Origin of the sequence: Pseudoalteromonas sp. SR41-8 (genome assembly GCF_014163915.1) — a bacterium.
Classification (GTDB): Bacteria; Pseudomonadota; Gammaproteobacteria; order Enterobacterales; family Alteromonadaceae; genus Pseudoalteromonas; species Pseudoalteromonas rhizosphaerae.
Window position 1 is genome coordinate 39,615 of record NZ_JACJEE010000027.1, and the last position, 21,810, is coordinate 61,424.

General features: G+C 40.5%; 20 protein-coding genes and 1 tRNA gene. 11 read left to right on the top strand and 10 right to left on the bottom strand.

Features of this window, described 5'->3' with window-relative positions:
* Positions 1-3: 3 nt before the first annotated feature.
* Positions 4-708: a DUF1045 domain-containing protein gene (locus H5162_RS16190; RefSeq protein WP_182731369.1), complete on the bottom strand. Its 705-nt coding sequence runs from the start codon at positions 706-708 to the stop codon at positions 4-6.
* Positions 709-968: 260 nt separating this feature from the next.
* On the opposite strand from H5162_RS16190, the gene H5162_RS16195 reads away from it, so the two are divergent.
* The 5 genes from H5162_RS16195 (at position 969) to H5162_RS16215 (ending at position 6,128) form a co-directional block, all read left to right on the top strand.
* Entirely contained in the window at positions 969-1,523 is a 555-nt protein-coding gene (locus tag H5162_RS16195) for an elongation factor P hydroxylase (RefSeq protein ID WP_149983018.1), read from the top strand.
* Positions 1,513-2,628, top strand: coding sequence for an ATP-NAD kinase family protein (locus tag H5162_RS16200; RefSeq protein WP_182778989.1), 1,116 nt, complete (start codon positions 1,513-1,515; stop codon positions 2,626-2,628). Before H5162_RS16195 ends, H5162_RS16200 begins: the two co-directional genes overlap by 11 nt.
* A 36-nt stretch (positions 2,629-2,664) precedes the next feature.
* Positions 2,665-2,940 (top strand): YfcL family protein, encoded by a 276-nt coding sequence (locus H5162_RS16205; RefSeq protein WP_145240403.1) that lies wholly within the window; start codon positions 2,665-2,667, stop codon positions 2,938-2,940.
* A 161-nt stretch (positions 2,941-3,101) separates the two neighbouring features.
* Positions 3,102-4,661, top strand: coding sequence for an AbgT family transporter (locus H5162_RS16210; protein ID WP_182735590.1), 1,560 nt, complete (start codon positions 3,102-3,104; stop codon positions 4,659-4,661).
* Positions 4,662-4,814: 153 nt separating this feature from the next.
* Positions 4,815-6,128, top strand: a complete 1,314-nt coding sequence (locus H5162_RS16215; protein WP_182731371.1) for an AarF/ABC1/UbiB kinase family protein — start codon at positions 4,815-4,817, stop codon at positions 6,126-6,128.
* Between the two features lie 159 nt (positions 6,129-6,287).
* Here the strand turns inward: H5162_RS16215 and H5162_RS16220 are convergent, their stop codons facing one another.
* From H5162_RS16220 to H5162_RS16235, 4 genes are all read right to left on the bottom strand, one after another.
* Entirely contained in the window at positions 6,288-8,135 is a 1,848-nt protein-coding gene (locus H5162_RS16220) for a DEAD/DEAH box helicase (RefSeq protein WP_145240410.1), read from the bottom strand.
* 160 nt (positions 8,136-8,295) lie between these two features.
* On the bottom strand, positions 8,296-8,559 hold the full coding sequence (locus H5162_RS16225; protein ID WP_149983014.1) for a GrxA family glutaredoxin: 264 nt from the start codon (positions 8,557-8,559) through the stop codon (positions 8,296-8,298).
* 139 nt (positions 8,560-8,698) lie between these two features.
* Positions 8,699-10,777, bottom strand: coding sequence for a TonB-dependent siderophore receptor (locus H5162_RS16230; protein ID WP_145240414.1), 2,079 nt, complete (start codon positions 10,775-10,777; stop codon positions 8,699-8,701).
* A gap of 123 nt (positions 10,778-10,900) precedes the next feature.
* A complete protein-coding gene (locus tag H5162_RS16235; RefSeq protein ID WP_182778991.1) occupies positions 10,901-11,398 on the bottom strand; it encodes a TlpA disulfide reductase family protein in 498 nt (165 codons plus the stop codon).
* A 287-nt stretch (positions 11,399-11,685) separates the two neighbouring features.
* On the opposite strand from H5162_RS16235, the gene H5162_RS16240 reads away from it, so the two are divergent.
* Positions 11,686-12,174 (top strand): Hsp20 family protein, encoded by a 489-nt coding sequence (locus H5162_RS16240; RefSeq protein WP_182778993.1) that lies wholly within the window; start codon positions 11,686-11,688, stop codon positions 12,172-12,174.
* 140 nt (positions 12,175-12,314) lie between these two features.
* Here H5162_RS16240 and H5162_RS16245 read toward each other — a convergent pair whose 3' ends face one another.
* The 4 genes from H5162_RS16245 to H5162_RS16260 form a co-directional block, all read right to left on the bottom strand.
* Positions 12,315-12,857: a hypothetical protein gene (locus H5162_RS16245; RefSeq protein WP_145240420.1), complete on the bottom strand. Its 543-nt coding sequence runs from the start codon at positions 12,855-12,857 to the stop codon at positions 12,315-12,317.
* Entirely contained in the window at positions 12,854-13,987 is a 1,134-nt protein-coding gene (locus tag H5162_RS16250) for a peptidylprolyl isomerase (RefSeq protein WP_259398267.1), read from the bottom strand. The genes H5162_RS16245 and H5162_RS16250 overlap by 4 nt, the downstream gene beginning before the upstream one ends.
* Before the next feature lie 56 nt (positions 13,988-14,043).
* A complete protein-coding gene (locus H5162_RS16255; RefSeq protein WP_145240424.1) occupies positions 14,044-15,057 on the bottom strand; it encodes a phospholipase in 1,014 nt (337 codons plus the stop codon).
* 115 nt (positions 15,058-15,172) lie between these two features.
* A complete protein-coding gene (locus H5162_RS16260) occupies positions 15,173-16,726 on the bottom strand; it encodes a cryptochrome/photolyase family protein (protein WP_182735593.1) in 1,554 nt (517 codons plus the stop codon).
* Between the two features lie 132 nt (positions 16,727-16,858).
* Here H5162_RS16260 and H5162_RS16265 point away from each other — a divergent pair, with 132 nt between their 5' ends.
* Positions 16,859-17,671 (top strand): hypothetical protein, encoded by an 813-nt coding sequence (locus H5162_RS16265; protein WP_182760376.1) that lies wholly within the window; start codon positions 16,859-16,861, stop codon positions 17,669-17,671.
* A 17-nt stretch (positions 17,672-17,688) separates the two neighbouring features.
* Here the strand turns inward: H5162_RS16265 and H5162_RS16270 are convergent, their stop codons facing one another.
* Positions 17,689-18,153: a globin gene (locus tag H5162_RS16270; protein ID WP_182731376.1), complete on the bottom strand. Its 465-nt coding sequence runs from the start codon at positions 18,151-18,153 to the stop codon at positions 17,689-17,691.
* A 602-nt stretch (positions 18,154-18,755) separates the two neighbouring features.
* Here H5162_RS16270 and H5162_RS16275 point away from each other — a divergent pair.
* From H5162_RS16275 to H5162_RS16290, 4 genes are all read left to right on the top strand, one after another.
* Positions 18,756-18,832, top strand: a tRNA-Met gene (locus H5162_RS16275).
* 319 nt (positions 18,833-19,151) lie between these two features.
* On the top strand, positions 19,152-19,607 hold the full coding sequence (gene rimP, locus H5162_RS16280) for a ribosome maturation factor RimP (protein WP_145240432.1): 456 nt from the start codon (positions 19,152-19,154) through the stop codon (positions 19,605-19,607).
* Positions 19,608-19,645: 38 nt separating this feature from the next.
* Entirely contained in the window at positions 19,646-21,145 is a 1,500-nt protein-coding gene (nusA, locus tag H5162_RS16285) for a transcription termination factor NusA (RefSeq protein WP_145240434.1), read from the top strand.
* A 25-nt stretch (positions 21,146-21,170) separates the two neighbouring features.
* A partial coding sequence (locus tag H5162_RS16290; RefSeq protein WP_182735595.1) for a translation initiation factor IF-2 associated domain-containing protein occupies positions 21,171-21,810 on the top strand: 640 nt, incomplete at its 3' end.

Here is a 21,810-nt window from a genome sequence, read left to right on the forward strand (position 1 = left end):
AAGTTAGTTTTTATCGTTATTAAAAAAGTATTCTGCAATCACTTGTTTCTGTTGGCCAAACGGGTCTGAAATGCCAATCCCAATGCCGATTATTTTACCCTGCGCTTCAGGCGGGTGGGCTTGCATTTGTTTATTTAAAATAACGAGCTTAGGGCTTTTCTCGTTAGCTAATAATGTTAAATGCGGCTGAAAGTTCTGAAATACATTGGGGCTACCATAGCGCTCAAATGCCGTTAATTTGTTGGGGTAGTTTTTAACCCAGCTAGGGATTGTGGCATTTGTGTCGCGTAATGGCTCAATCGCCATTGTTACTTCATCTGCTAGCCTTTGTAGCTTAGGCGAATACTGTAAGTTAATAAATGCCCAATTACTTTGCGTAACACTAAAACCTTGCGCTGTTATAGCAAACTCTTGATGTTGCTCGGTGATACTTTTTACAGCACGTTTAATGTCTTCTTCTGAGCCTTCAACAAAGTCAGTTAAATACAAAGTAGCGTGCACTGGCTTACCTTTTTCATAAAAACTCATGATCCCTTCTTTTTTTAATGCATCACTAGTTTGCTCAACTAAGTTAATGATTGACTTGGAAGGGATTGCAAACACATTGATGCTGACACTTTTTGCAAATGAGGGCAGGGGGATACTTATCAGCGTAATTAAAGTAACAACTAAAAGCTTCGGTCGTTTTATAAAAAGTAATTTGAACATGGGTTTATAATTTTATTCTTAAATTCGGATAGTAAGTGTAAAGAGGATAAGGGTTATTACTTGAACAGTAAATAAAAGGAGCTAGATTGCAGCGAATACATATTTTTGGCTTAGCTAAATTTGCAAAGTAAAGGCAAGACAATAACGCATGGCTGCTTAGTCGTTATCAACTTTTACATTCTTGCTAAAAGCCCGTACAATTCGCCTCGATTTTAATGTGCATTTGTTGCATTTTACCGAGGCGAATTAATCAGACTTTTATGCATCAAATAGCCGATTTAACATCTATTTTTGAACGCACTTTTTACCACAGCCATAATACACGCTTGGTCAAAGGTGAGCATGAGCCTATTTATATTCCCGCTGATGTTAAAACGCCGTATCATCAAATTGTGTTTGCCCATGGTTTTTATGCCAGTGCACTGCACGAAATAGCTCATTGGCTGGTGGCGGGTGATAAACGTCGTTTACTCGAAGATTACGGTTATTGGTATTGCCCAGATGGCCGTGATAAAGCTCAGCAAGCAGAATTTGAAGCCGTTGAAGTAAAACCGCAAGCAATCGAGTGGGCGTTGAGTGTTGCTACAGGTTTTGAGTTTAATGTTTCGGTTGATAATTTAAATGGTGAGCAAACCTGTCGTTTTGATTTTCAGGCGCGAGTACACAAGCAACTTTTACAGTTACTAAAAATAGGCTTTAATCCTCGGACTACTGCACTTTTAAAAGCATTAAGCGAATTTTACAATACGCCATGGCCATTGAATGCCGGGCAGTTTGTATGGCAACATCCTCAGGAGTTAAGTAATGCAGTTTAAGTTAGGACTAATTGTAAACCCAGTTGCTGGTTTAGGTGGCAGTGTGGCGCTCAAAGGTAGTGATGGTGTTGCGGCTAAAGCTCTGGCGCTTGGCGCTGAGCCAAAAGCTAATTTACGCACTAAAGCAGCGCTTGAGGTGTTATTGCCTTATCAAGATAAAATAACAATTTATACTGTTAATCACTCAATGGGTGAAAGCACCGCTACAGATCTTGGTTTTAATACCGAAGTTGTGTATCAAAGCGAGCACCCCAGTAGTGCAGATGATACTGAGCGTGCAGCCAAGGTATTGCAACAGCTAGGTGTTGATTTAATTTTATTTGCTGGTGGCGATGGCACTGCGCGCAATATTTGTCATGCGGTTGAAGATAGCGTACCGGCACTTGGCATTCCTGCCGGCTGTAAAATTCATTCAGGGGTTTATGCAATCACGCCAAAGGCCGCAGGGCGGGTAGTCGAAATGCTGGTCAAAGGTGAACTAGTTACCTTAGGCGATGCCGATGTGATGGATATTGACGAAGATGCGTTTCGTCAAGGCACAGTTAAAGCAAAACGTTATGGTGAAATGCAAGTACCCAGTGAAGTACGTTATGTACAAGCCGTAAAAAATGGCGGTAAAGAAACCGACGAGCTGGTACTTGCTGATATCGCCGCCTATGTCGTCAGTGAAATGGATGAAGATACGTTATATGTAATGGGCAGTGGCTCAACAGTTGCAGCTATTATGCAAGAAATGGGACTTGAAAATACCTTATTAGGTGTTGATTTAGTTGCAGATCAAAGCTTAATTGCGCAAGATCTTACAGCTGAACAATTATTAGCGATGACCCATCAGCGCGACACTAAATTAGTGATCACGCTAATTGGTGGCCAAGGCCATGTTTTTGGCCGTGGCAATCAACAGTTAAGCCCAGCACTTATTCGCGCGATAGGGCTGGATAATATTATTGTGGTGGCTACCAAAACTAAATTACAGGCTTTAAACGGCCGCCCGCTCATTTGCGATACAGGCGATAGTGAGCTGGATGATGAATTAAGCGGTTATATTCGTGTAACCTGCGGATTTAACGACCATATTATGTATGCAGTAGGCCATCAAGATTGATTGGTAGAAGACCCTGCAAAATCAGGAGAAGTAGAAGTGAGTTTAGTAAATTATATTGACGCAGCCCAACAGTATTTTGATGACTTAGTGATCAAAGCCACTGATGATGAGTTATTTGCCGGTGGTTATTTACGAGGCCATTTTGATTTAGCAGTAGGCTATGCGCAAGTTGAAGAGCTTAATCTTGAAATAGATGAGCTCAATGAAACCGTTGAAAAAAGTTTAGTGAAAGCGTATCGCAATGGTGAGCTTAACGAAGAAGATAAAGCCCTAGTAGTAAGATTATGGGAAGAAGTAAAAGCACTCGCTTAAAAGACTAAATAAAAAGTTATTTAAAAAAACGGCAACAATGCCGTTTTTTTGTGCATTGAGACTATTTAGTTCCTAAAAATGTATTTTCTGTTCACTTAAAATTTACCTCATTCCCTAGATACGCTAAAGTACCACTGACTAAATTCTAGGGAACAAGTGAAATGAATAATAATAATGATGCGGCAATGCCCTCGGGCATAGTTGCGCGATTTTTAAATTTTGTTGAGCGGGTAGGAAATAAACTGCCTGATCCGGCAATCATCTTTTTGTTTGCCATGTTACTAATTTGGCTACTGTCGTGGTGGTTCTCAGGTGTTACTTTTGACGCTATCGACCCTCGTACCGGTGAAGCTATTATTATTAATAATATGCTGGCGAGTGATTCGTTAGCGACCTTTTTATCATCAATGGTAAAAACTTTTACCGGTTTTGCACCGTTAGGTGTGGTGTTAGTGGCCATGCTGGGTGTAGGGGTTGCTGAACATTCTGGCTTTATTAATACTGGCCTTAAGTTAATGTTAAAGGTGACACCTAAAAAACTTTTAACACCGTCAATTATTTTAGTCGCCATCGTCAGCCATACAGCAACCGATGCAGGTTATGTGTTAGTCATTCCGTTAGCTGGTGTTATATTTTATGCAGCAGGGCGCCATCCATTGGCGGGTATTGCGGCGGCATTTGCGGGAGTCAGTGGTGGCTTTGGTGCAAACTTTATTCCGTCGGGGATTGATCCACTACTGCAAAGCTTTACCCAAAGTGCGGCGCAAATTATTAACCCCGCGATGTCGATTAACCCATTAAATAACTGGGCGTTTACCTCGGCTTCAAGTTTATTCATTATTTTATTAGGCTGGTACATCACCGATAAAATTATTGAACCACGTTTAAAAAATACCGAATTAGATGGTAATAAAGAAGACTTACCTGCATTTGAAGATGCCCGTAGCGACGAAAAACGCGCGTTTTTTATTGCAAGTACAGTGATGATTGCAGGTCTTGCTTTATTAGCCTATGTGTCAGCCCCTGCGGACTCTGCAATGCGAAGCGAAGATGGCTCTTTAACTAATTTTCGCTCGCCTTTAATGCAATCTATCGTACCGCTAATTTTCCTACTGTTTTGGATACCTGGTGCAGTGTATGGTTTTACCGTTGGCACCTTTAAAAGCTCTAAAGATATGATAGATGCCATGAGTAAAGCAATGGGCGGCATGGCGTATTATATTGTAATGGCGTTCTTTTGTGCCTTGTTTATTGCTGCATTTAGTAAATCAAACTTGGGAGCTCTGCTGGCAATTGAAGGCGCGCAGCTGTTAAAAGCCATGGAGTTACCAAGTGCGGTGACTGTTGTCGGTATCATCTTTTTAACTGGTTTTGTAAACTTGTTTGTTGGCTCAAGTTCAGCAAAGTGGGCGCTACTGGGCCCGGTGTTTGTGCCTATGTTAATGCAGTTAGGTATCTCGCCAGATTTAACTCAAGCGGCTTATCGCGTGGGCGATTCTAGTTCAAACATCATCACTCCTTTAATGCCGTATTTCCCATTAGTTGTGGTGTACTGCCAAAAATACGTCAAAGGCACGGGCATTGGCACGCTTATCGCGATGATGCTGCCATATTCAATCGCTTTTATGATTGGCTGGAGCTTATTTTTACTCGGTTACTGGGCACTGGGTATCCCGCTTGGATTAGACGCAAGTTACGTGTACCCAGCAGTCGCGCCTTAATAAAACACGGCTAAATATTTATGTGTAAAAACCTCGTCATTATAATGGCGAGGTTTTTTTGTGGTTAGTTTTATCCAGCCAGTTGTCAATTCGATCGTATACCCAGCTTGGTACGTATCAACCGGTAAATATATTCGTTAACTAGGTTTTAGTATGGCCAATGAACGCGCTGTTCCTACATCTCGATTTTCACGCTTTGCAAAGTTAGGCTCATTAGCAACCAGTGTCGCGAGTAATATGTTATTTGAGGGAGCCAAAAGTACTCTTTCAGGAAAGGGTTGGGATAATAAAAGCTTATTACTGCAGCCTAAAAACATAAAAAACCTAGCGACAGAACTATCACACTTACGCGGTGCGGCAATGAAATTAGGACAGCTACTGTCAATGGATGCTGGGGATCTACTCAGTCCAGAGCTTGCTCAATTACTTGCATTACTTCGATCAGACGCTAACCCCATGCCACACAAACAACTCATTACTGTATTAAAAGAGCAGTGGGGAGATGACTGGTTATCGCGCTTTTCACATATTGAGCTTAGGCCATTTGCTGCCGCTTCTATTGGTCAAGTGCATTTGGCCTACCATGAAAACGGCGAGCAATTAGCTGTAAAAATTCAATACCCGGGGATCGCAAAAAGTGTGGTCAGTGATGTTGATAATGTTATATCGCTGCTTACACTGTCTCGTTTATTACCTAAAGATCTTGATATTAAGCCACTCGTCGCAGAGGCTAAAATACAATTATTAGCGGAAGCTGATTATCATCGTGAAGCGCAGTATTTATTACGTTATAAAAATGCATTGGCAAATAACCGACACTTTATTGTTCCTAACGTCTATAAAGAGCACAGTACTAAACAAATATTAACGATGCAGTATATTGAGGCTCAGCCTATAGAGGGAATTACCGATCTACCCAAAGCAGAGCAAAGCTTTGTGGCACAGCAACTTATTGCGTTATTTTTTAAAGAAATGTTTGAATTTAGACTGATACAAACAGATCCAAACTTTGCTAATTTTCATTATCAACCAGCCACACAAAAAATCGTTTTATTTGATTTTGGGGCAACCCGCGAGATTTCGCCTCAGTTGAGCCAAGCTTATCTAGCTTTATTTAAAGCAGGCAGTGAGAATAATCGTGATGGGGTATTAAATGCGGCCACTCAGATTGGTTATTTTAAAGATACATTGCGTGACAGTTATAAAGATAATGTCATAGAGCTATTTTTAATGGCGTGTGAGCCACTGCGTCACGATGGTGATTTTGATTTTAAAAATAGCCAACTGGCATCAAATATTAAAGATGCTGGGTTGCAACTTAGTGCACAAGCACAGCAATGGCATACACCACCAGTGGATGCATTATTTATTCACCGTAAACTTGCTGGTTTATATTTGATTGCGGCTCGCTTAGAAGCAAAAATAGATGTTAGAGCGTTATTTATGCCAATTTTATTAAAAACATGATTATTTTAGCGAATTCAAATACTCATTCATTCAATGCAATTGCTATCAACGACTATTGTGACTTCACAAAATCTTCCCCTCACGAAGATTTACTTTATTCCAAACACAAAAAAACCTTGTCACTTTCGTGGCAAGGTTTTTTTATTAAAGAGTCGTTGCTTATTTAGCTGTGAAGCTTACTGGGCGACGTTCTTTACGAGGACCGCTACGCTTATCACCGCGTGCACTGTCATCTTTGTTAAAGCTGCGTTTTTTGTCACCTGATGGACGCTCAGAGCGTTCAGCACGTGGTTCAGCAGGACCTTGATCTTGTGTTAATGTTAAGCCCATTGGACGTTTACAAATAAACACTTTTTGGAAATGATCAAGTACATCTTTAGGCATGTTTTGCGGTAATTGAACCGTACTGTGATTGTCGTGTAAACGAATATCACCAATAAACTTGCTTGAGATGTCAGCTTCGTTAGCGATAGCGCCAACAATGTTCTTAACTTGAACACCATGTTCACGACCTACTTCGATACGGTAAGTATCCATAGGGCCTGCATCACGGCTATTACGTTCACGTGGTTTAGCATCACGGTCACGTGCAGGGCGTTCGCTGCGTTCGTTACGACGACCACGGTCACCACGATCATTACGCTCACGTGGGTTACGGTCATTACGTTCGCTACGCTCACGTTGTTGGATCTTAACTTCTTCAACCTTAATTGGTGATTGTTGCTGTGCTAAACACAGTAACGCACCTGCTAGGTCTTCAGGAGCAAGTTCAAGCTTTTGCGCCATATTAGCTGCTACTTCATTAAAGAAAGTAATATCTTTATTTTCAAGCGCAATAGCTAATTTAGCTTGTAACGCTTCGATACGTTTTTCTTCAACAACTTTTGCAGTTGGTAGTTCAACTTGCACAATATCTGAATTCGTATGACGAATGATATTTTTAAGTAAATAACGTTCGTTATGTTTTACGAAAAGAATCGCTTTACCAGTACGACCAGCACGACCTGTACGGCCAATACGGTGAACATAAGCTTCAGAATCTTGTGGGATATCGTAGTTGATAACAAGGCTTAAACGGTCAACATCTAGACCACGTGCTGCAACGTCTGTTGCGATAACAACGTTTAGCATGCCACTTTTTAAGCGTTCTACTGTGCGTTCACGTGCTTGCTGGTTCATGTCACCGTTAAGTGGAGCTGCAGAGAAACCTTCGCGCTCTAATAACTCAGCAAGTTGTACTGTATCGTTACGTGTACGTACGAAAACAATAGCGCCTTCATATTGTTCAGCTTCTAAAAAGCGAACAATCGCTTTATTCTTGTGTACGCTGGCATTCCAAAACACTTGCTCAACAGATGATACCGTTGAGTTACGCGCAGATATATGAACCTGTTCAGGGTTATTCATATATTTGCTGCTGATGTTTTGAATTTGCTTAGGCATGGTCGCAGAGAAAAGACATGTTTGCTTTTCGCGCGGCGTTTTTTCCATGATGTTTTCAACATCATCGATAAAGCCCATACGTAACATTTCATCGGCTTCATCAAGTACAAGAGCTTGTAAGCTGTCAAACTTGATAGTGCCACGGTTAATATGATCGATTAAGCGACCTGGAGTAGCGACAATAACTTGCGCGCCACGACGAAGTGCACTTAATTGGATACTGTAGCTCTGGCCACCATAAAGTGCCAATACTTCAATACCACGAACATGTTTAGCATATTGTTCGAATGCCTCAGCTACTTGGATCGCAAGCTCACGGGTTGGTGTGAGTACAAGGATCTGCGGCTGCTTCACAGACGGGTCAATATTATTAAGTAATGGCAGTGCAAATGCTGCGGTTTTACCTGTACCCGTTTGAGCTAGTCCCAGTACGTCCTTTCTTTCTAGCAATAACGGTATACATTGAGCTTGGATTTCAGATGGTGTCTTGTAACCCAACTCTTCAACTGCCTTCAAAATTGCAGGAGAAAGATTTAGAGATTCAAACGTGACTGGTTCTGACATTAATACGCCTCAACGAATTTAAAGAGGCGCGCATTGTATAGGATTTACGAGGCAAATGCTTGTATAAATTGAAACTAATTTGTATGTAGTTGATGTTGGTCATAATTTAATCAATTTGATTGTGGGTAAATCAAATTGATTAACAAATTTTATACAGAACTTATTGATAAAGTCCAAGATTTTCTTTAGCGTAAGCTTCAAACTCAGTGAAACCACCGATGTGTGCTTGGTCAATAAAGATTTGTGGCACGGTTGGGCAAGGCTTACCTGCTGATTGTTCTAAATCGGCTTTACTCACGCCTTCTTTAATAATATCAACATAACGGTATTTAAAATCATCACGTTCATTTGCTAGTTTTTCAGCAACATCTTTAGCACGTACACAATAAGGGCAGCCTTCACGGCCAAAAATTACAGTTAACATATCGCTCTCCTCGATTTTATTTACATTCATCTTAACTAATTGAGAAAAAATAAACAGCGTAAAAAAACGATTGATGAATTCTATTTTAATGATTGCATACACCTTTAATCAGTATTAAAGGTGTATGTGGGGTGGCTAATTAAAACTTAACACTAAAGCCAATTGAAGGGCGCATTTCAAAATCATCCTCGTTTTCTTTGATAATTAAATCATTAGTCGAGGTTACTTTCTGATAATCTAAATCAATGCTACTGGTGTTTGCTTGGCCGTAGGCGTTCATTAATTCTAAAATTAACACACCGTCTAAGCCCCAAAAGTCGGTTTGACGTTCAAAACGAAGATCAAGCCGATGATAAACATCGAAACGCTCAGAAAATGGATCACCATATTGTGGTAAAAAACGTCCTTCGAATTCGGAATTTTCTGTGACGCCAACAATCGGGGTGTAAGCTTGACCGCTGCGGGCAGTAAAGTTAAAGCCGCCTTGCCATTTTTCACTGATTTGGTAATTAAACACCATGTTGACAACTAAAGGGGTATCAGCGTAATAATCCCGAGTGATATTTTGGCGTTGGTCAGTACGTTCACTTTTGGCATAACTAACTGCAAGCCAGCCATACCATTTATCAGTTTTATTTTTGTTTATTAATAGATCAACACCGTAAGCTCGCCCAGTTACATCATTACTGTAACGAATTGCTGCATCGGAATAATTGTTTAATGCCAACGGTAAATCGTCCATGGTTTTGTAATACCCTTCAATAGACCATGTCCATTCATCGGCAAGTTCTTGTGCAAAACCTAAACTGCTGTGTTTTGAGGTTTGCGAACGTAAATTCGGGTTGCCGTGTTCAGGCAATAGAGTGTCAATATCTTGCATGCGATTATAATGCCCGTATTTAGCATTTATGCTATTGTGATCATTAATAAAATAGCTAAGCGCAAGGCGCGGCATCACAAAATCTTCATCAGTGTAATCATTGCTTTGATATTGCACGCCGACTTCGCTTTGCCATTGTTCGTTAATAACCCAAACATGGCTAACACCAACAAAGTACTTATCAAGGGCTAGCTTGTCTTTGCCCGTTATTCGCTCACCTTTGTTTAGATCGCAATCAGGATCGAGCTCGGTACAAAGATATTGAAAACTATCGTAACTGTAAGTACTGTCGTTATCAAAATAGGCGGCATCAAAAACCAGTTGCTGGGCTTTAGTAACACGCCAATTTAATCGTCCTTTATAAGTGATTTGTTTTTGTTGTTCTTCATCAAAATAGCCATCACTTAGCGTGGCACGTTTAGCGTATTCCAATCGGCCAGAATGTTCGAGCGAACCAACGCCTAAGCGTAAATGAAAGTCTTTATTAAAGTGATCCCATAAAATACTTTGGCTGGTAAATTCACGAATAAAATCAGCATCGCCTTGATACTCAGGATTTTTTAGTGAAAGTTCAGCGCGTTGATTAAAGCCTGCTGCAACCGAGTCTTTTGCGCCTGTAAATGACACTGTTAGGGCGTTTTGATTGTTTATATCCCAGATCCATTTGCCTTGGTAATCATGATCATCTGGGGGGTCATTGATGGTGATACCACTGAGTTCACCATCGTCGTTTTCAAGCTCTTCACCTTTAGAGAAGAACAGTGGTAATGTACTTTTACGTGCTGATAAATAAAACGCGGTGTTCTGCGTGAGTTGCCCTTCAACAAAGACACCGGCATTAAACATTGTAAGATCAAGCGTGGTAGTAATCGGTTGATATTTAGGGTTACGCAGTGTTACGTCAAATACGGCACCGGTGGCGTTGCTGTAACTGGTGCCATAGCCGGCTGAGTAAAGTTGAAAATCTTGAATAATGTACTTGTTGAAAATAGAACTGCCGAAATCATGAAAAATATAGCCTGCAGGCATAAAATCCACTTCAAACAAATTATCATCGGGCGATGAGCCACGTACCGCCGGTTCACTCATTGAGCCGCCAGCGGCGACAACGCCTGGCAATGCAAATACTGCCCGCAGTGGATCGCCCATAGCACCGGGCATAGTGATCAGTTTTTCAGTATTTTCGGTTATTTCACTGGTAATGCTACTGCGTTTATAAACGGTTTCAAGACGCTCTATTATTTCTTCATTAGCATCAACGTTGGCGTGCGTTAAAAATGGCAAACACAACGCCAGTGGCGTTAAACGGTAAAGTGATGGCAAGCAGGTGGCTAACATGATTCTTCCATGGTTATGAGTAAGTGTGACTGCGACCTATAGTAATGAGAAAATATATAAAAATACGTAGTAAACTGTACGAAAATGTAGGCAAATGTAGGGAGGTGTTACAAGCTGTTACATTTAGTTTTGAGCTCTGATAGTAATACCTAATTGGCTTGAATAGCCCATTGAGCGTGCGGTTATTCGCAGTTGTTGATCAATTACATAGTAAGTAGGAAAGGCGCTGATTTTATAATTACTCTGGGTATTTTTATCGCCTAGTAAAATGGGCATTGTGAGTTTAAGTTCACTAACAAACTGCGCAACTGCTTGTTCATTTTTATAATCAAGTGCAATGCCAATGGCGTTGATATTAGAATCAACCAATGCCGCTTCTAAGTTTGGCATACTGTAACGACAGATTGTGCACCATGGCGCAAAAAAATAAACCACGGTGGTGTTACCTTTGAGCATCGCAATATCAATACGTTGTTCGCTGTCATTGAGCAGCGGTAAATTAAAATATGGAGCAGGGCTGCTATCTGAGCTGAGTAAATTGCGTTGCTGATATGTAGTCACTACAAAAAACACCACAGCTAACATAATTATATTGAGCAGCAAACTCGTTACTTTTTTCATATCGACCTCTAAAGCTAATTCCCCTTATTACTATTTAAAGACTTGAAAAGCAAACTTTGAGTCCTCACTTTATTGAGTAGGCAAAAAGAGATTTTGAAAAAAAATAAAACTTTTTTCAAAAATAATCTTGAAAACAATTTCGCCGTCCATATATAGTTTAGTGAGGACGCCTGATGGGTCCTAACTAAACAGAAGTAATTGAAATTTATATTATTAATTAAACTTTGCTTGCGCTTGTTCAACCGAAAAGCACATGCAAAATATCGCTTAAATATGAGGATATTATTATGCGTACAGTAGATTTATCACCACTTTATCGTTCATTCATTGGCTTCGATCATTTAGCATCTTTAATGGATGCGGCCGCTCGCACTGACAAGCAGCCAAGTTTTCCTCCGTATAACATCGAAGCACTCGATAAAGACAAATATCGCATTACTATGGCTGTTGCCGGTTTTAGTGATAATGAGCTGACGATAGAGTCAGAAAATAACACCTTAAAAGTTGCTGGCATTAAAGCCAATAAAGATGACAGCGCAGAGCGCAAATTTATTCATCAAGGCATTGCTGAGCGAAACTTTGAACGCAAATTTATTCATCAAGGCATTGCTGAGCGAAACTTTGAACGCAAATTCCAGCTAGGTGACCACGTTAAAGTACTCGGCGCTGATTTAGCCAATGGGCTACTTAGTATCGACTTGCAACGCGAGATCCCTGAAGCACTTAAACCACGTAAAATTGAAATTGGCAGTGGTAACTTGCTAGAAGGTAAATAACCATCCCTTTGACAGTATTTTTCCCCTAATTTACTTATTATTTTTAGTAGCCGCCTCAGCTGAGGCGGCTTTTTTAGCTTTGCTCAAACATCGGTTCCGCTTAGCGCACCATTAATCGCAGATGATTAATGGTGCTGTGTTCAGTTAGTATCTTTACTTTTTAATTTGGCTTGCATGTCTTTTAAGGCAGCAATTTTATCAATAGCAACTTGCAGCTGCCGTTGAGGGAGGCCTTTTTGACGGCCTTTTTCGAGCAAGCTTTCAAGGTTAGTTATTTTTTGTTGAGCAGCTATTACAAAGCGTTGCTCAAGCTGAGTTTGCTGCTGTTTATGAAAATCGAGGTAAGCTTGATGATCGGTTAAGTCGCCTTGAAACTGACTCGCACTGATTGGATTTTTTGCGATGACAGGCAAGTAACTCGGTGTAGTAATGGGCGGCAGTTGTTGACTGGCATCAGTATTTTTTAATGAGGTGTGACTATCAATCGCCGCTTCAGCAGTCATATCTGGATTAATAGCTGTCGGTGCCGACGCATTATTTATTTGTGGCGCGGGCGTTACTGGCGTTAAATCATCAGCAGCGCGGATGGGAGCTATTTCGCGTTTTCGCTCTGTTGTTAAATTTATTACTAAAAAACCTAAACAAGCGACGCCTGTAATTATGTAGATAGCTTTTTTATTCATAGTTTTACTGCATTTTGTTGTTGCCAAGCCAGCCAATTTTGCTGATAGCGTTGCTGCGCTTTTTGTATTGCGATGGCTTTTTTAGCTTGATAGCGAACAGTTTCGTCAGTAGCGCTAAAGTAGTTATACTGATGGTTATTACTAATTATGACGACCCATAGACCTTCAGGTGAGCGCATCACCGCAGATAATTCTTCTGCTTTTAGCGTATAAGCCAGTTGCACAGCCCAATTACTTTTATTTTTGCGAGTTAGTTTATTGTGATACTTAGCATAAATGTCGTTTTGCTGTGATATATATAATGCATCTGTAAAAGAGCTTGCTTGTACTGTATTTCTAAAGCGAACCGCTTGGTCTCGCTCAGTAAACGCAGCGCCGTAAGCTGTCACTTCACTAAGGTATTTAAAGCGCGCTTTATTTGCCTGATAATAATTTTTTATTTCTTTATCGGATATTTGTTGTTCAAGACTGTCGAGTATTGGGCTTTGAACGTGCATCATGTCTTTAATACCTAGCCAACTTTGAATCGAAGGCCTTAAAGTATCGCCTTTTGCTAGTTCTTCTAGGTGCGCGATACTGATCCCTTGCTTTAAAAGTAATGGCGTTGCTTTTAAAAGCAACGCCTCAAATTGTTGCTTTTTTATTACTTCAGTTTTGAATAAGTCACTTTCACCTTGGTGCAGTCGAAAGCGTACTTGCATAGATAAAGGGGCTATAAACTCATAAAGATTGACGGCGGTTGTAAAGAGCCCTCTGAGCTCGGTGCGCTGCATTTTATTGATTTGTTCAGCGTTGTATTGGCCATCAGCAGGGTAGCTAGGCAATACTTTGAGCAGCCACTGGGCATTATATTGTGTGAGATTACCTCCTTTAACATAGGATGTTGATAAACTTAGTTGCGTGTCAAATATGTTCATCAAATAGCGCTCAACATGGTACTGCGTGCTAAAGCCTACCGCAGATTGACGTTCAAGCAGCTCAGGCATATGTTGTTCTGCTTGATATAATAAAAATTGATTTTCAAACATATGTTTACGAACGTCTTTGCGACTAATGTTGGCATTGTGTTGTTGATAAACTTGCTGCATTAAACGCACTTCAGCATCGTTATATTGGTTAAATGATGCCATTGTTAGGCTGCTATAAAGCAGTCCTAATAATAACAAAATACAACTGCTCAGCGCTTTCATTGGCGCACGACCATGGCATGATTAAGTAGGTGCACAACCATGGCAATCGCATGTGGGATCACTTGTTTTGCCGTATTTAAGCGGTCGTAATGGTCTTGTGAATTAAGCACAATACCGCCTTGAGCATAAGAAAAAGCGCCACCTTGTGTCAGTAAAGGGCGTACGTCTTGACTGTTTATATCCAGTGCTGAAAATGTTTGCATGGCTTGTGTAATAAGGGCAGAGTCATTGAGTTGTTCCTGATCATAGTAGTCTTTTACCCAGCTTTCCCAGCTTGAATGATTGAGATCAGATGTGGTCCAAGTATGGTGTGGTTGTAGTAAGTCAGTTGTATGGAAAACAAAACCTAACACTTGTGGGTTGCCACTTTGCAAATAGCTTTGATACCAGTATTGACCTAAATTATCAATTGGCTGAAAAGGCATTTCTTCAAAGTCATCGTACATGTTGTAATTTGATTGGCTGTCAATTCGGTAATTAGCTTCAGTAATACCATAGCTGTTGTACTTTGATGAATCGGCATTAAACCAGCCTGTTTCACCGCCTTGACCGTCATCAAGGTAGTCACCTTTTAACCAGCTTGAAGCCAAGTTATCAACGGTGCCCCATACCGTCAGTTTTTGGTAATTGTAGCCACCAAAGTCGTTACCGTGTTGATCAGCCCCTTGGGTATGGTTTTGGAAATGCCAATAGCTGGTATATTTAACAATACTCTCTGCTGCTCCCCATATTGGTGCTTGAACACATGACCCCGTTACAGCACCACAAAAGAAGGTGTCTTCAAAGTCATCCACATCATAGGCTGCTTGGCCTAGTACTTCGGCTAACTGGGTTACCGTCATATTATTTTGTTGAGCGTATTGGCTTAATGCCGAAAACTGTGTGCTGCTTGGGTGCTGCTGCATGTAGTTCACTGCATCGATGACGATACGTTTATGTGTTTCTTGGCTAAATGCCTGTGCTTGGCTTGTACTGATCAGTAATAATGCCGTTAAAAACTGTTTTTTCATCGTGTTCTCATAGTGTTGTGGAGTAATTTCTAATATTAGAAAGTAGGGTGATTACACTATAATTACAAATTAATTAAACATTTAATTAACAATATTACCTAATATGATACTTCTGTTAGAGTTTTTCTATATTATTTAGGCACCATTGCGCTCGCTCTAAAATAGCGTGCTGTTGTGATGTATCTTGTTTTTGCCAATTTTTATAGACCATGCCAATACGTGGGTTACGAGCTAAGCGGGCTTCATGGGTGTGCATAAATTGCCAATATAAACTATTAAAAGGGCAAGCCGTGTCATCACTTTTTTGTTTTACGTTATAGTGGCAGCTGGTGCAGTAATCACTCATTTTGTTTATGTAGTTACCGCTTGCGGCATACGGTTTTGTGGCGATTAGGCCGCCATCTGCAAATTGACTCATACCACGGGTGTTAGGCATTTCTACCCATTCAATGGCATCGATGTAAATGCCCAAATACCAGCTATCAACTTCATTTGGATCAATACCGGTTAATAAGCAAAAGTTTCCGGTGATCATTAAGCGTTGAATATGATGCGCGTAGGCGGTCTCTAAGCTCTGCGTGATTGCCTGTTTCATACAGTTCATTTTTGTTTTGCCACTCCAAAAATAATCTGGTAACAGACGAGCAGCCTCAAGTTCATTTTTACTCGCGTAATCAGGCATATTTTGCCAATAAATACCTCTTACATATTCTCGCCAACCTAAAATTTGCCTAATAAACCCCTCAACTTGGGCAAGCGTGATCTGTTCTTGGCGTGCCGCAAACTCAGCCAGTACTTGCTTAATAACTTGCATTGGGTGCAGCATTTTTGTGTTAAGTGCAAACGCGATACGACTATGATACAAGCTCCATTTGTATGAGCTCTGACAGGTCATCGCGTCTTGAAACTGTCCGAAACAGGGGAGTAGATGAGTGCAAAAGTAATCGAGTAATTGTTTTGCTTGAGCACGACTGGTTGGCCATAATAAAGTTGCTGAACAATGGCCAAGGGTATTTACCTGGTGTTTTCTTATGCGCTGTAAAATAGCTTCAATATTATTGGTAAATATTTTTGGTTCAGGGATAGCAGCTAAATCAGTTTTTTTTAATTTGTTACGATTGTCTTGGTCAAAGTTCCATTGCCCGCCTAGTGGAGCATTATCTTGCATCAATATGTCAAAGCGCTTGCGCATCATGCGATAAAAAAATTCCATTTTCACATGCTTATCTTTTTTAAAATGGTCGCTGATATCAGCAAAAGGTAATAAAAAATGTTCGCTGTCTGTGGCACTAACATTAAAGTCACTGCTGTTTGCAAACTCTTGCAGTTGAGTTTTTAGTCTATACTCATCAGGATACTGATATTGAATTTGTTGACACTGATATTGCTTAGCCAAGCGTGTTAGCAATGAGGTAATGCAGGCATCATCGTGGGTATCATCGAGTGTTAAGTGAAGCACATTTAATTGTGCTTGTTTGAGCGCAGTAGCAAAGTTCTCCATTGCTGCAAAAAACGCCGCTACCTTTTGTATATGATGTTTTACATAATCTGTTTCTTGTTTTAATTCAGCAATGACATAAAGGTATTGTGTTTGATTCTCTTCTTTATACCAACTGTGATTGGCATTAAGTTGGTCGCCAAAAATAAATCGCAGCGTTTTATAAATCATGAATTTTGCCTAAATGTTATTTTATACGAACTAAGTTGACGGTTAGATCGCATTTATTATTACTGATAGTCGTGGTATATAAATATAAGGAACCTGTGTAAGTTAACTATATAAACAAAGGAATGTCGGCTTATGAATCAATATCAGTATACTGTTCGCAAATTTAAAATTGTTTTACCTTGTCTCATTGCACTTTGTCATGTTAGTTCTTTGCATGCCACAGTTTATCAGTGTGAAAAAAAAGGCGTCGTGGAATTTAGTCAATTTCCATGTGGTGATGATGCGAAACTAATCTCTATAAAAGAGCAAAACCCGAGCTTATCTAGTCAATTTGTTGCTAATGAGAATATTGATACCTCGGGCGTCGATAGTTATATTCGGACTCGGCAAATTGATGCTGATATTCAACAGCATCAAGATAAAATTGATAGCTTAAGCGAGAAAATGAATCAGCAAATTGCCGCCTTAGGTGAGCAATCAGATGCGCAGTTAAATAATTTATCTGGTGCAAAAAAAGAAACTGCAATAGCAAATCAAATGACCAGTATTTCAGAGCGCTATAACGTTTTAATTGCACGTGAACAGCGGGATATTGATCGACTATTAAAAGAAAAACACGCTTTGCCTGAGTCGAAAAACACTTCTGAAATTGACCAACAATCAACCCAGAGCAAAGGCATTGATTCGTTCATTCGGGCACAAGAAATCAAACGAGATGTTGAACAGCGACAATCAAAAATAGATACTTACCAAACTCAAATGGATCGCCAAATAGCAGCCCTCGAAGCTCAGGCTAAAGAGCAACTAAATAACTTAACTGATGCGACTTTTGATAACTCCTTATCTAGAAAAATGAGTGCGTTAACATCAAGATATGCAACTTTAATCGATGTTGAACAGCACCAAATAGATCGTCTTCTACAAGAGTTAGCTAGTATAGAATAATGCATGTAGGTTATTTGCTATGAATTCACTTGCTGCTGCACGGACTTGTTAATTGCAACAATATTACTGGTATTAAATAAATAGCTTTTCACTATGCTGTTAAACATCCTGAGTGCATAACGCCACGCTTGCTCTATGTTTGGCGTAAATTCTCGGCCTAAATGAATTTTTAGCGCAGCTATAAAAGCATCACATAATAAATCAACATCCTGACAAGTGAGGCCAGATTTACTTAGGTTGTTGGCATGATAATGAATAAAAGGTAATACAGACAATAAGCGATCTAAGTGGGTAATAGTGCGTTCCAATGAGCAATACAACAAATAACTTTTTTCACTTATTTCATCACTGCTAGGCCATTGCATAGTCAGTGCATGACGTTTTAATTGCACATGAAAGGTAACAGTAAAACAGTGAAAGTTAGGTTTTATTATTGCGATACTTTGTAATAACATTTTTTGATGATGAGCAGAAATACTCATAATAAGCCCTCTCTAAATAGCCTTAAATATGCAGGTTGCCATTAAAAACTTAGTATAGACGCTGTGTAGGAAAGAGTGAGTAAATCGATGGAAATCGCGTAATAGCGCGCATTATTAATGCCAATAAGGCTAGGGCGTGTTGACCTTTGTGGATTGAAATTTGTTCAATCTAGGGGCGATTTAATCGCGGCGCGAGGTTTGTAACCTAGTGGGCTAAGTAAAAATCGAGCAACAAAGAGTTAATCGCCCCTAGGAAGAACCCTTTGGGCAGCGCATGTTTGGAATTTATACTGCGTTATCGTCTATTTATGGGGAACAACCACACTACATAGACTCTGCCTTGCCTAAATACCAAACATACTGCTGCAAAATTAATCACAAAAGGTCAACACGCCCTAGGGCTTTTATGTTGGTTTTTTAACAGGGTACTTTTGGTACGGTTATAGCGAATTGTTCTGACGTATAATTTTGTACTTTATAGTCTAGTCATTCTTTACCAGTTTTTGGTTGCTAATTACGCCAAGCCTCTTTATAATAGCCGCCATTGTCTAGCTCACTTAATTAGCTGCTAGGCAGGTATCAGGTATTTTGATACCAGTTGGCGCGGGATGGAGCAGCCTGGTAGCTCGTCGGGCTCATAACCCGAAGGTCGTCGGTTCAAATCCGGCTCCCGCAACCAAGTTTTTAGATAAGTTATTAGTTTAATTAATATTTCTAAATTCTTGAAGCCAAACTTTTGAGTAGCGATTTTAGTTACTGATTTGAAGTCGCGCATTCTATGTAATGCGCGTTTTGCGTTTAAGCCTTTGGGTTTAATTTAGATGGTGTTAGCTATCCGCAACCAAGCTTGGCCCATGGCCACACAGTTTTATGCTTTAGGTGTGACGCCCCGCTTGGTTCGGGGCGTTGTTGTATCTGCACCACTTGATTTTAAATCAAGGTATAAGCTAAGTATTTTAGGGCTATAAGCCCTTTTTTTGTTTGTATGGAGAATTTTCGTGACAAAACTTGAGCAAGATTTATTAACCATGCTTTCACCGTCAGTTGAAATGTTAGGCTTTGAATTACATGGTCTAGAGTTTGTGCAAGCGGGTCGCCATTCTACGCTTAGGGTCTATATCGATCACGAAGCGGGGATCTCGGTTGATAACTGTGCTGATGCAAGTCGTCAAATAAGCGCAATTTTAGATGTCGAAGACCCGATTACAAATGAATATGATTTGGAAGTATCGTCTCCTGGTGTTGATCGTCTATTATTCAAACAAGATCACTACGAGAAGGCACAAGGAGAGGAAGTACGCGTGCGTACTAAGCTTCCACAAGATGGTCGTCGTAATTTTAAAGGCGATCTAATAGCAGTTAGCAGTGATATGATCACACTTTCATATGACGGTACTGAGCAGTTAATTATGCTCAGTAACATTGAACGTGCGAACATCATCGCAAAGTTTTAATCCGAGTGCGAAGGAATAGGGCAAGCGAGGCATAACCCATGGCAAAAGAGATATTATTGGTTGCTGAAGCCGTTTCCAATGAGAAAGCGGTTCCAAAAGAAAAGATTTTCGAAGCGTTAGAGTTCGCATTAGCGACTGCGACTAAGAAAAAACATACTGGTGAAATTGAAGTACGCGTTGCAATTGACCGTAAAACAGGCGATTACGACACTTATCGTCGTTGGCAAATTGCTGCAGTACTTGAAGATGGTTCACTGGAAAACCCTTACAGCGAAATCACGTTGGAAGCGGCTCAGGTTGATGACCCAGATCTTAAGATTGGTGATTTCATCGAAGAGCAAATCGAGTCAATTAAATTTGACCGTATTACTACACAAATGGCGAAACAAGTAATCGTACAAAAAGTACGTGAAGCTGAGCGCGCACTTGTTGTAGAAGCTTATAAAGATCAACAAGGCGAGTTAGTAACAGGTGTTGTGAAAAAAGCAACGCGTGACGCAATCGTATTAGATTTAGGTAACAATGCTGAAGCGGTTATTTACCGTGATGACATGTTACCACGTGAAAATTTCCGTCCTGGCGATCGTATCCGTGGTTTACTTTATGAAGTAAAACCTGATGCTCGTGGTGCACAGTTATTTGTAACACGCTCTAAGCCAGAAATGCTGATGGAATTATTCCGCATTGAGGTGCCAGAAATTGGCGAAGAGATGATTGAACTACGTGCAGCGGCACGTGATCCAGGTTCACGTGCTAAAATCGCCGTTAAATCTAATGATAAACGTATCGATCCGATTGGTGCGTGTGTTGGTATGCGTGGCGCACGTGTACAAGCAGTATCGACTGAACTTGGTGGTGAGCGTGTTGATATCGTACTTTACGATGACAACCCAGCCCAGTTCGTTATTAATGCAATGTCACCTGCTGAAGTTGCTTCAATTGTAATGGATGAAGACACCCATTCAATGGATATCGCTGTTGAAGCTGATAACCTAGCACAAGCAATTGGTCGTAATGGTCAAAACGTACGTCTTGCTAGCCAGTTAACTGGTTGGGAACTAAACGTAATGACAGTTGAAGAAATGCGCGCTAAGAACGAAGCGGAATCTGATAAGTTAATCAACTTATTCACTGAAAACTTAGACATCGATGAAGACTTTGCAACATTACTTATCAACGAAGGTTTCTCAACCCTTGAAGAAGTTGCCTATGTACCTGCGTCTGAGTTTTTAGAAATTGATGGCTTAGATGAAGATACTGTTGATTTGTTACGCTCACGTGCAAAAGATGCATTAACGACTAAAGCACTTAAAACAGAAGAAAGCCTTGATGGTGCAGAGCCTGCTGAAGACTTATTAGCACTAGAAGGGTTAGAGCGTCACCTTGCGTTTGTTATGGCAAGCAAAGGGGTTGTTACGCTAGAAGACTTAGCAGAGCAAGGTATTGATGAATTAGTCGATATTACAGAGCTTTCTCCAGAGAAAGCGGGTGAGCTAATTATGGCTGCGCGCAACATTTGTTGGTTCGCAGACGAGTAAGTTATTAACGGAGGTATTAGAGACTATGGCAGAAGTAAATGTTGAAAAACTAGCCGGGGATATTGGTACAACTGTTGATAAATTGCTTCAACAATTATCGCAAGCCGGTATCACTAAGCAAGCGGGTGATAATGTAACTGAAGCTGAAAAAGCAAAGTTACTTGATCATTTAAGCAAGCAGCACGGCGGCACAGGCTCAGATGGCCCAGCACGTATGACATTGCAACGTAAGAGCAAAAGCACATTAAGTGTGACGGGTTCTACAGGTCAAGCAAAGTCAGTTCAAGTTGAAGTACGTAAAACACGTACTTACGTGAAGAAAAGCGCGGTTGAGCAAGAGCAAGAGCAAGCGCGTATAGCAGCAGAAGAAGCCGCTCGTCGTGAACTTGAGCAACAAGCTGCAAAAGAAGCAGCTGAGCTTAAAGCAAAACAAGACGCAGAGCGCAAAGCCAAAGAAGAGGCTGACCGTAAAGTGAAAGAAGAAGCTAAACGTAAAGCAGATGCTGAACGTGTAGCAAAACAGAAGCAGATGACCCCAGAACAAACCGCGAAGTCTGAAAAAGATCGCGTTGAAGCTGAGCGTCTGCAAAGAGAAGCAGAAGAGGCCGCATTGAAGAAAGCTGAAGAAGAAGCGAAACGTCAAGCAGAAGAGGCAAGAAAGCTAG

Coding starts and splice junctions, on each gene's coding strand:
- H5162_RS16210 (WP_182735590.1), top strand. CDS start 3,102: ATGAATAATAATAATGATGCGGCAATGCCCTCGGGCATAGTTGCGCGA.
- nusA (WP_145240434.1), top strand. CDS start 19,646: ATGGCAAAAGAGATATTATTGGTTGCTGAAGCCGTTTCCAATGAGAAA.
- H5162_RS16255 (WP_145240424.1), bottom strand. CDS start 15,057: ATGAAAAAACAGTTTTTAACGGCATTATTACTGATCAGTACAAGCCAA.
- H5162_RS16220 (WP_145240410.1), bottom strand. CDS start 8,135: ATGTCAGAACCAGTCACGTTTGAATCTCTAAATCTTTCTCCTGCAATT.
- H5162_RS16245 (WP_145240420.1), bottom strand. CDS start 12,857: ATGAATAAAAAAGCTATCTACATAATTACAGGCGTCGCTTGTTTAGGT.
- H5162_RS16250 (WP_259398267.1), bottom strand. CDS start 13,987: ATGGCATCATTTAACCAATATAACGATGCTGAAGTGCGTTTAATGCAG.
- H5162_RS16260 (WP_182735593.1), bottom strand. CDS start 16,726: ATGATTTATAAAACGCTGCGATTTATTTTTGGCGACCAACTTAATGCC.
- H5162_RS16190 (WP_182731369.1), bottom strand. CDS start 708: ATGTTCAAATTACTTTTTATAAAACGACCGAAGCTTTTAGTTGTTACT.
- H5162_RS16225 (WP_149983014.1), bottom strand. CDS start 8,559: ATGTTAACTGTAATTTTTGGCCGTGAAGGCTGCCCTTATTGTGTACGT.
- H5162_RS16265 (WP_182760376.1), top strand. CDS start 16,859: ATGAATCAATATCAGTATACTGTTCGCAAATTTAAAATTGTTTTACCT.
- H5162_RS16215 (WP_182731371.1), top strand. CDS start 4,815: ATGGCCAATGAACGCGCTGTTCCTACATCTCGATTTTCACGCTTTGCA.
- H5162_RS16200 (WP_182778989.1), top strand. CDS start 1,513: ATGCAGTTTAAGTTAGGACTAATTGTAAACCCAGTTGCTGGTTTAGGT.
- H5162_RS16270 (WP_182731376.1), bottom strand. CDS start 18,153: ATGAGTATTTCTGCTCATCATCAAAAAATGTTATTACAAAGTATCGCA.
- H5162_RS16230 (WP_145240414.1), bottom strand. CDS start 10,777: ATGTTAGCCACCTGCTTGCCATCACTTTACCGTTTAACGCCACTGGCG.
- H5162_RS16195 (WP_149983018.1), top strand. CDS start 969: ATGCATCAAATAGCCGATTTAACATCTATTTTTGAACGCACTTTTTAC.
- H5162_RS16235 (WP_182778991.1), bottom strand. CDS start 11,398: ATGAAAAAAGTAACGAGTTTGCTGCTCAATATAATTATGTTAGCTGTG.
- H5162_RS16240 (WP_182778993.1), top strand. CDS start 11,686: ATGCGTACAGTAGATTTATCACCACTTTATCGTTCATTCATTGGCTTC.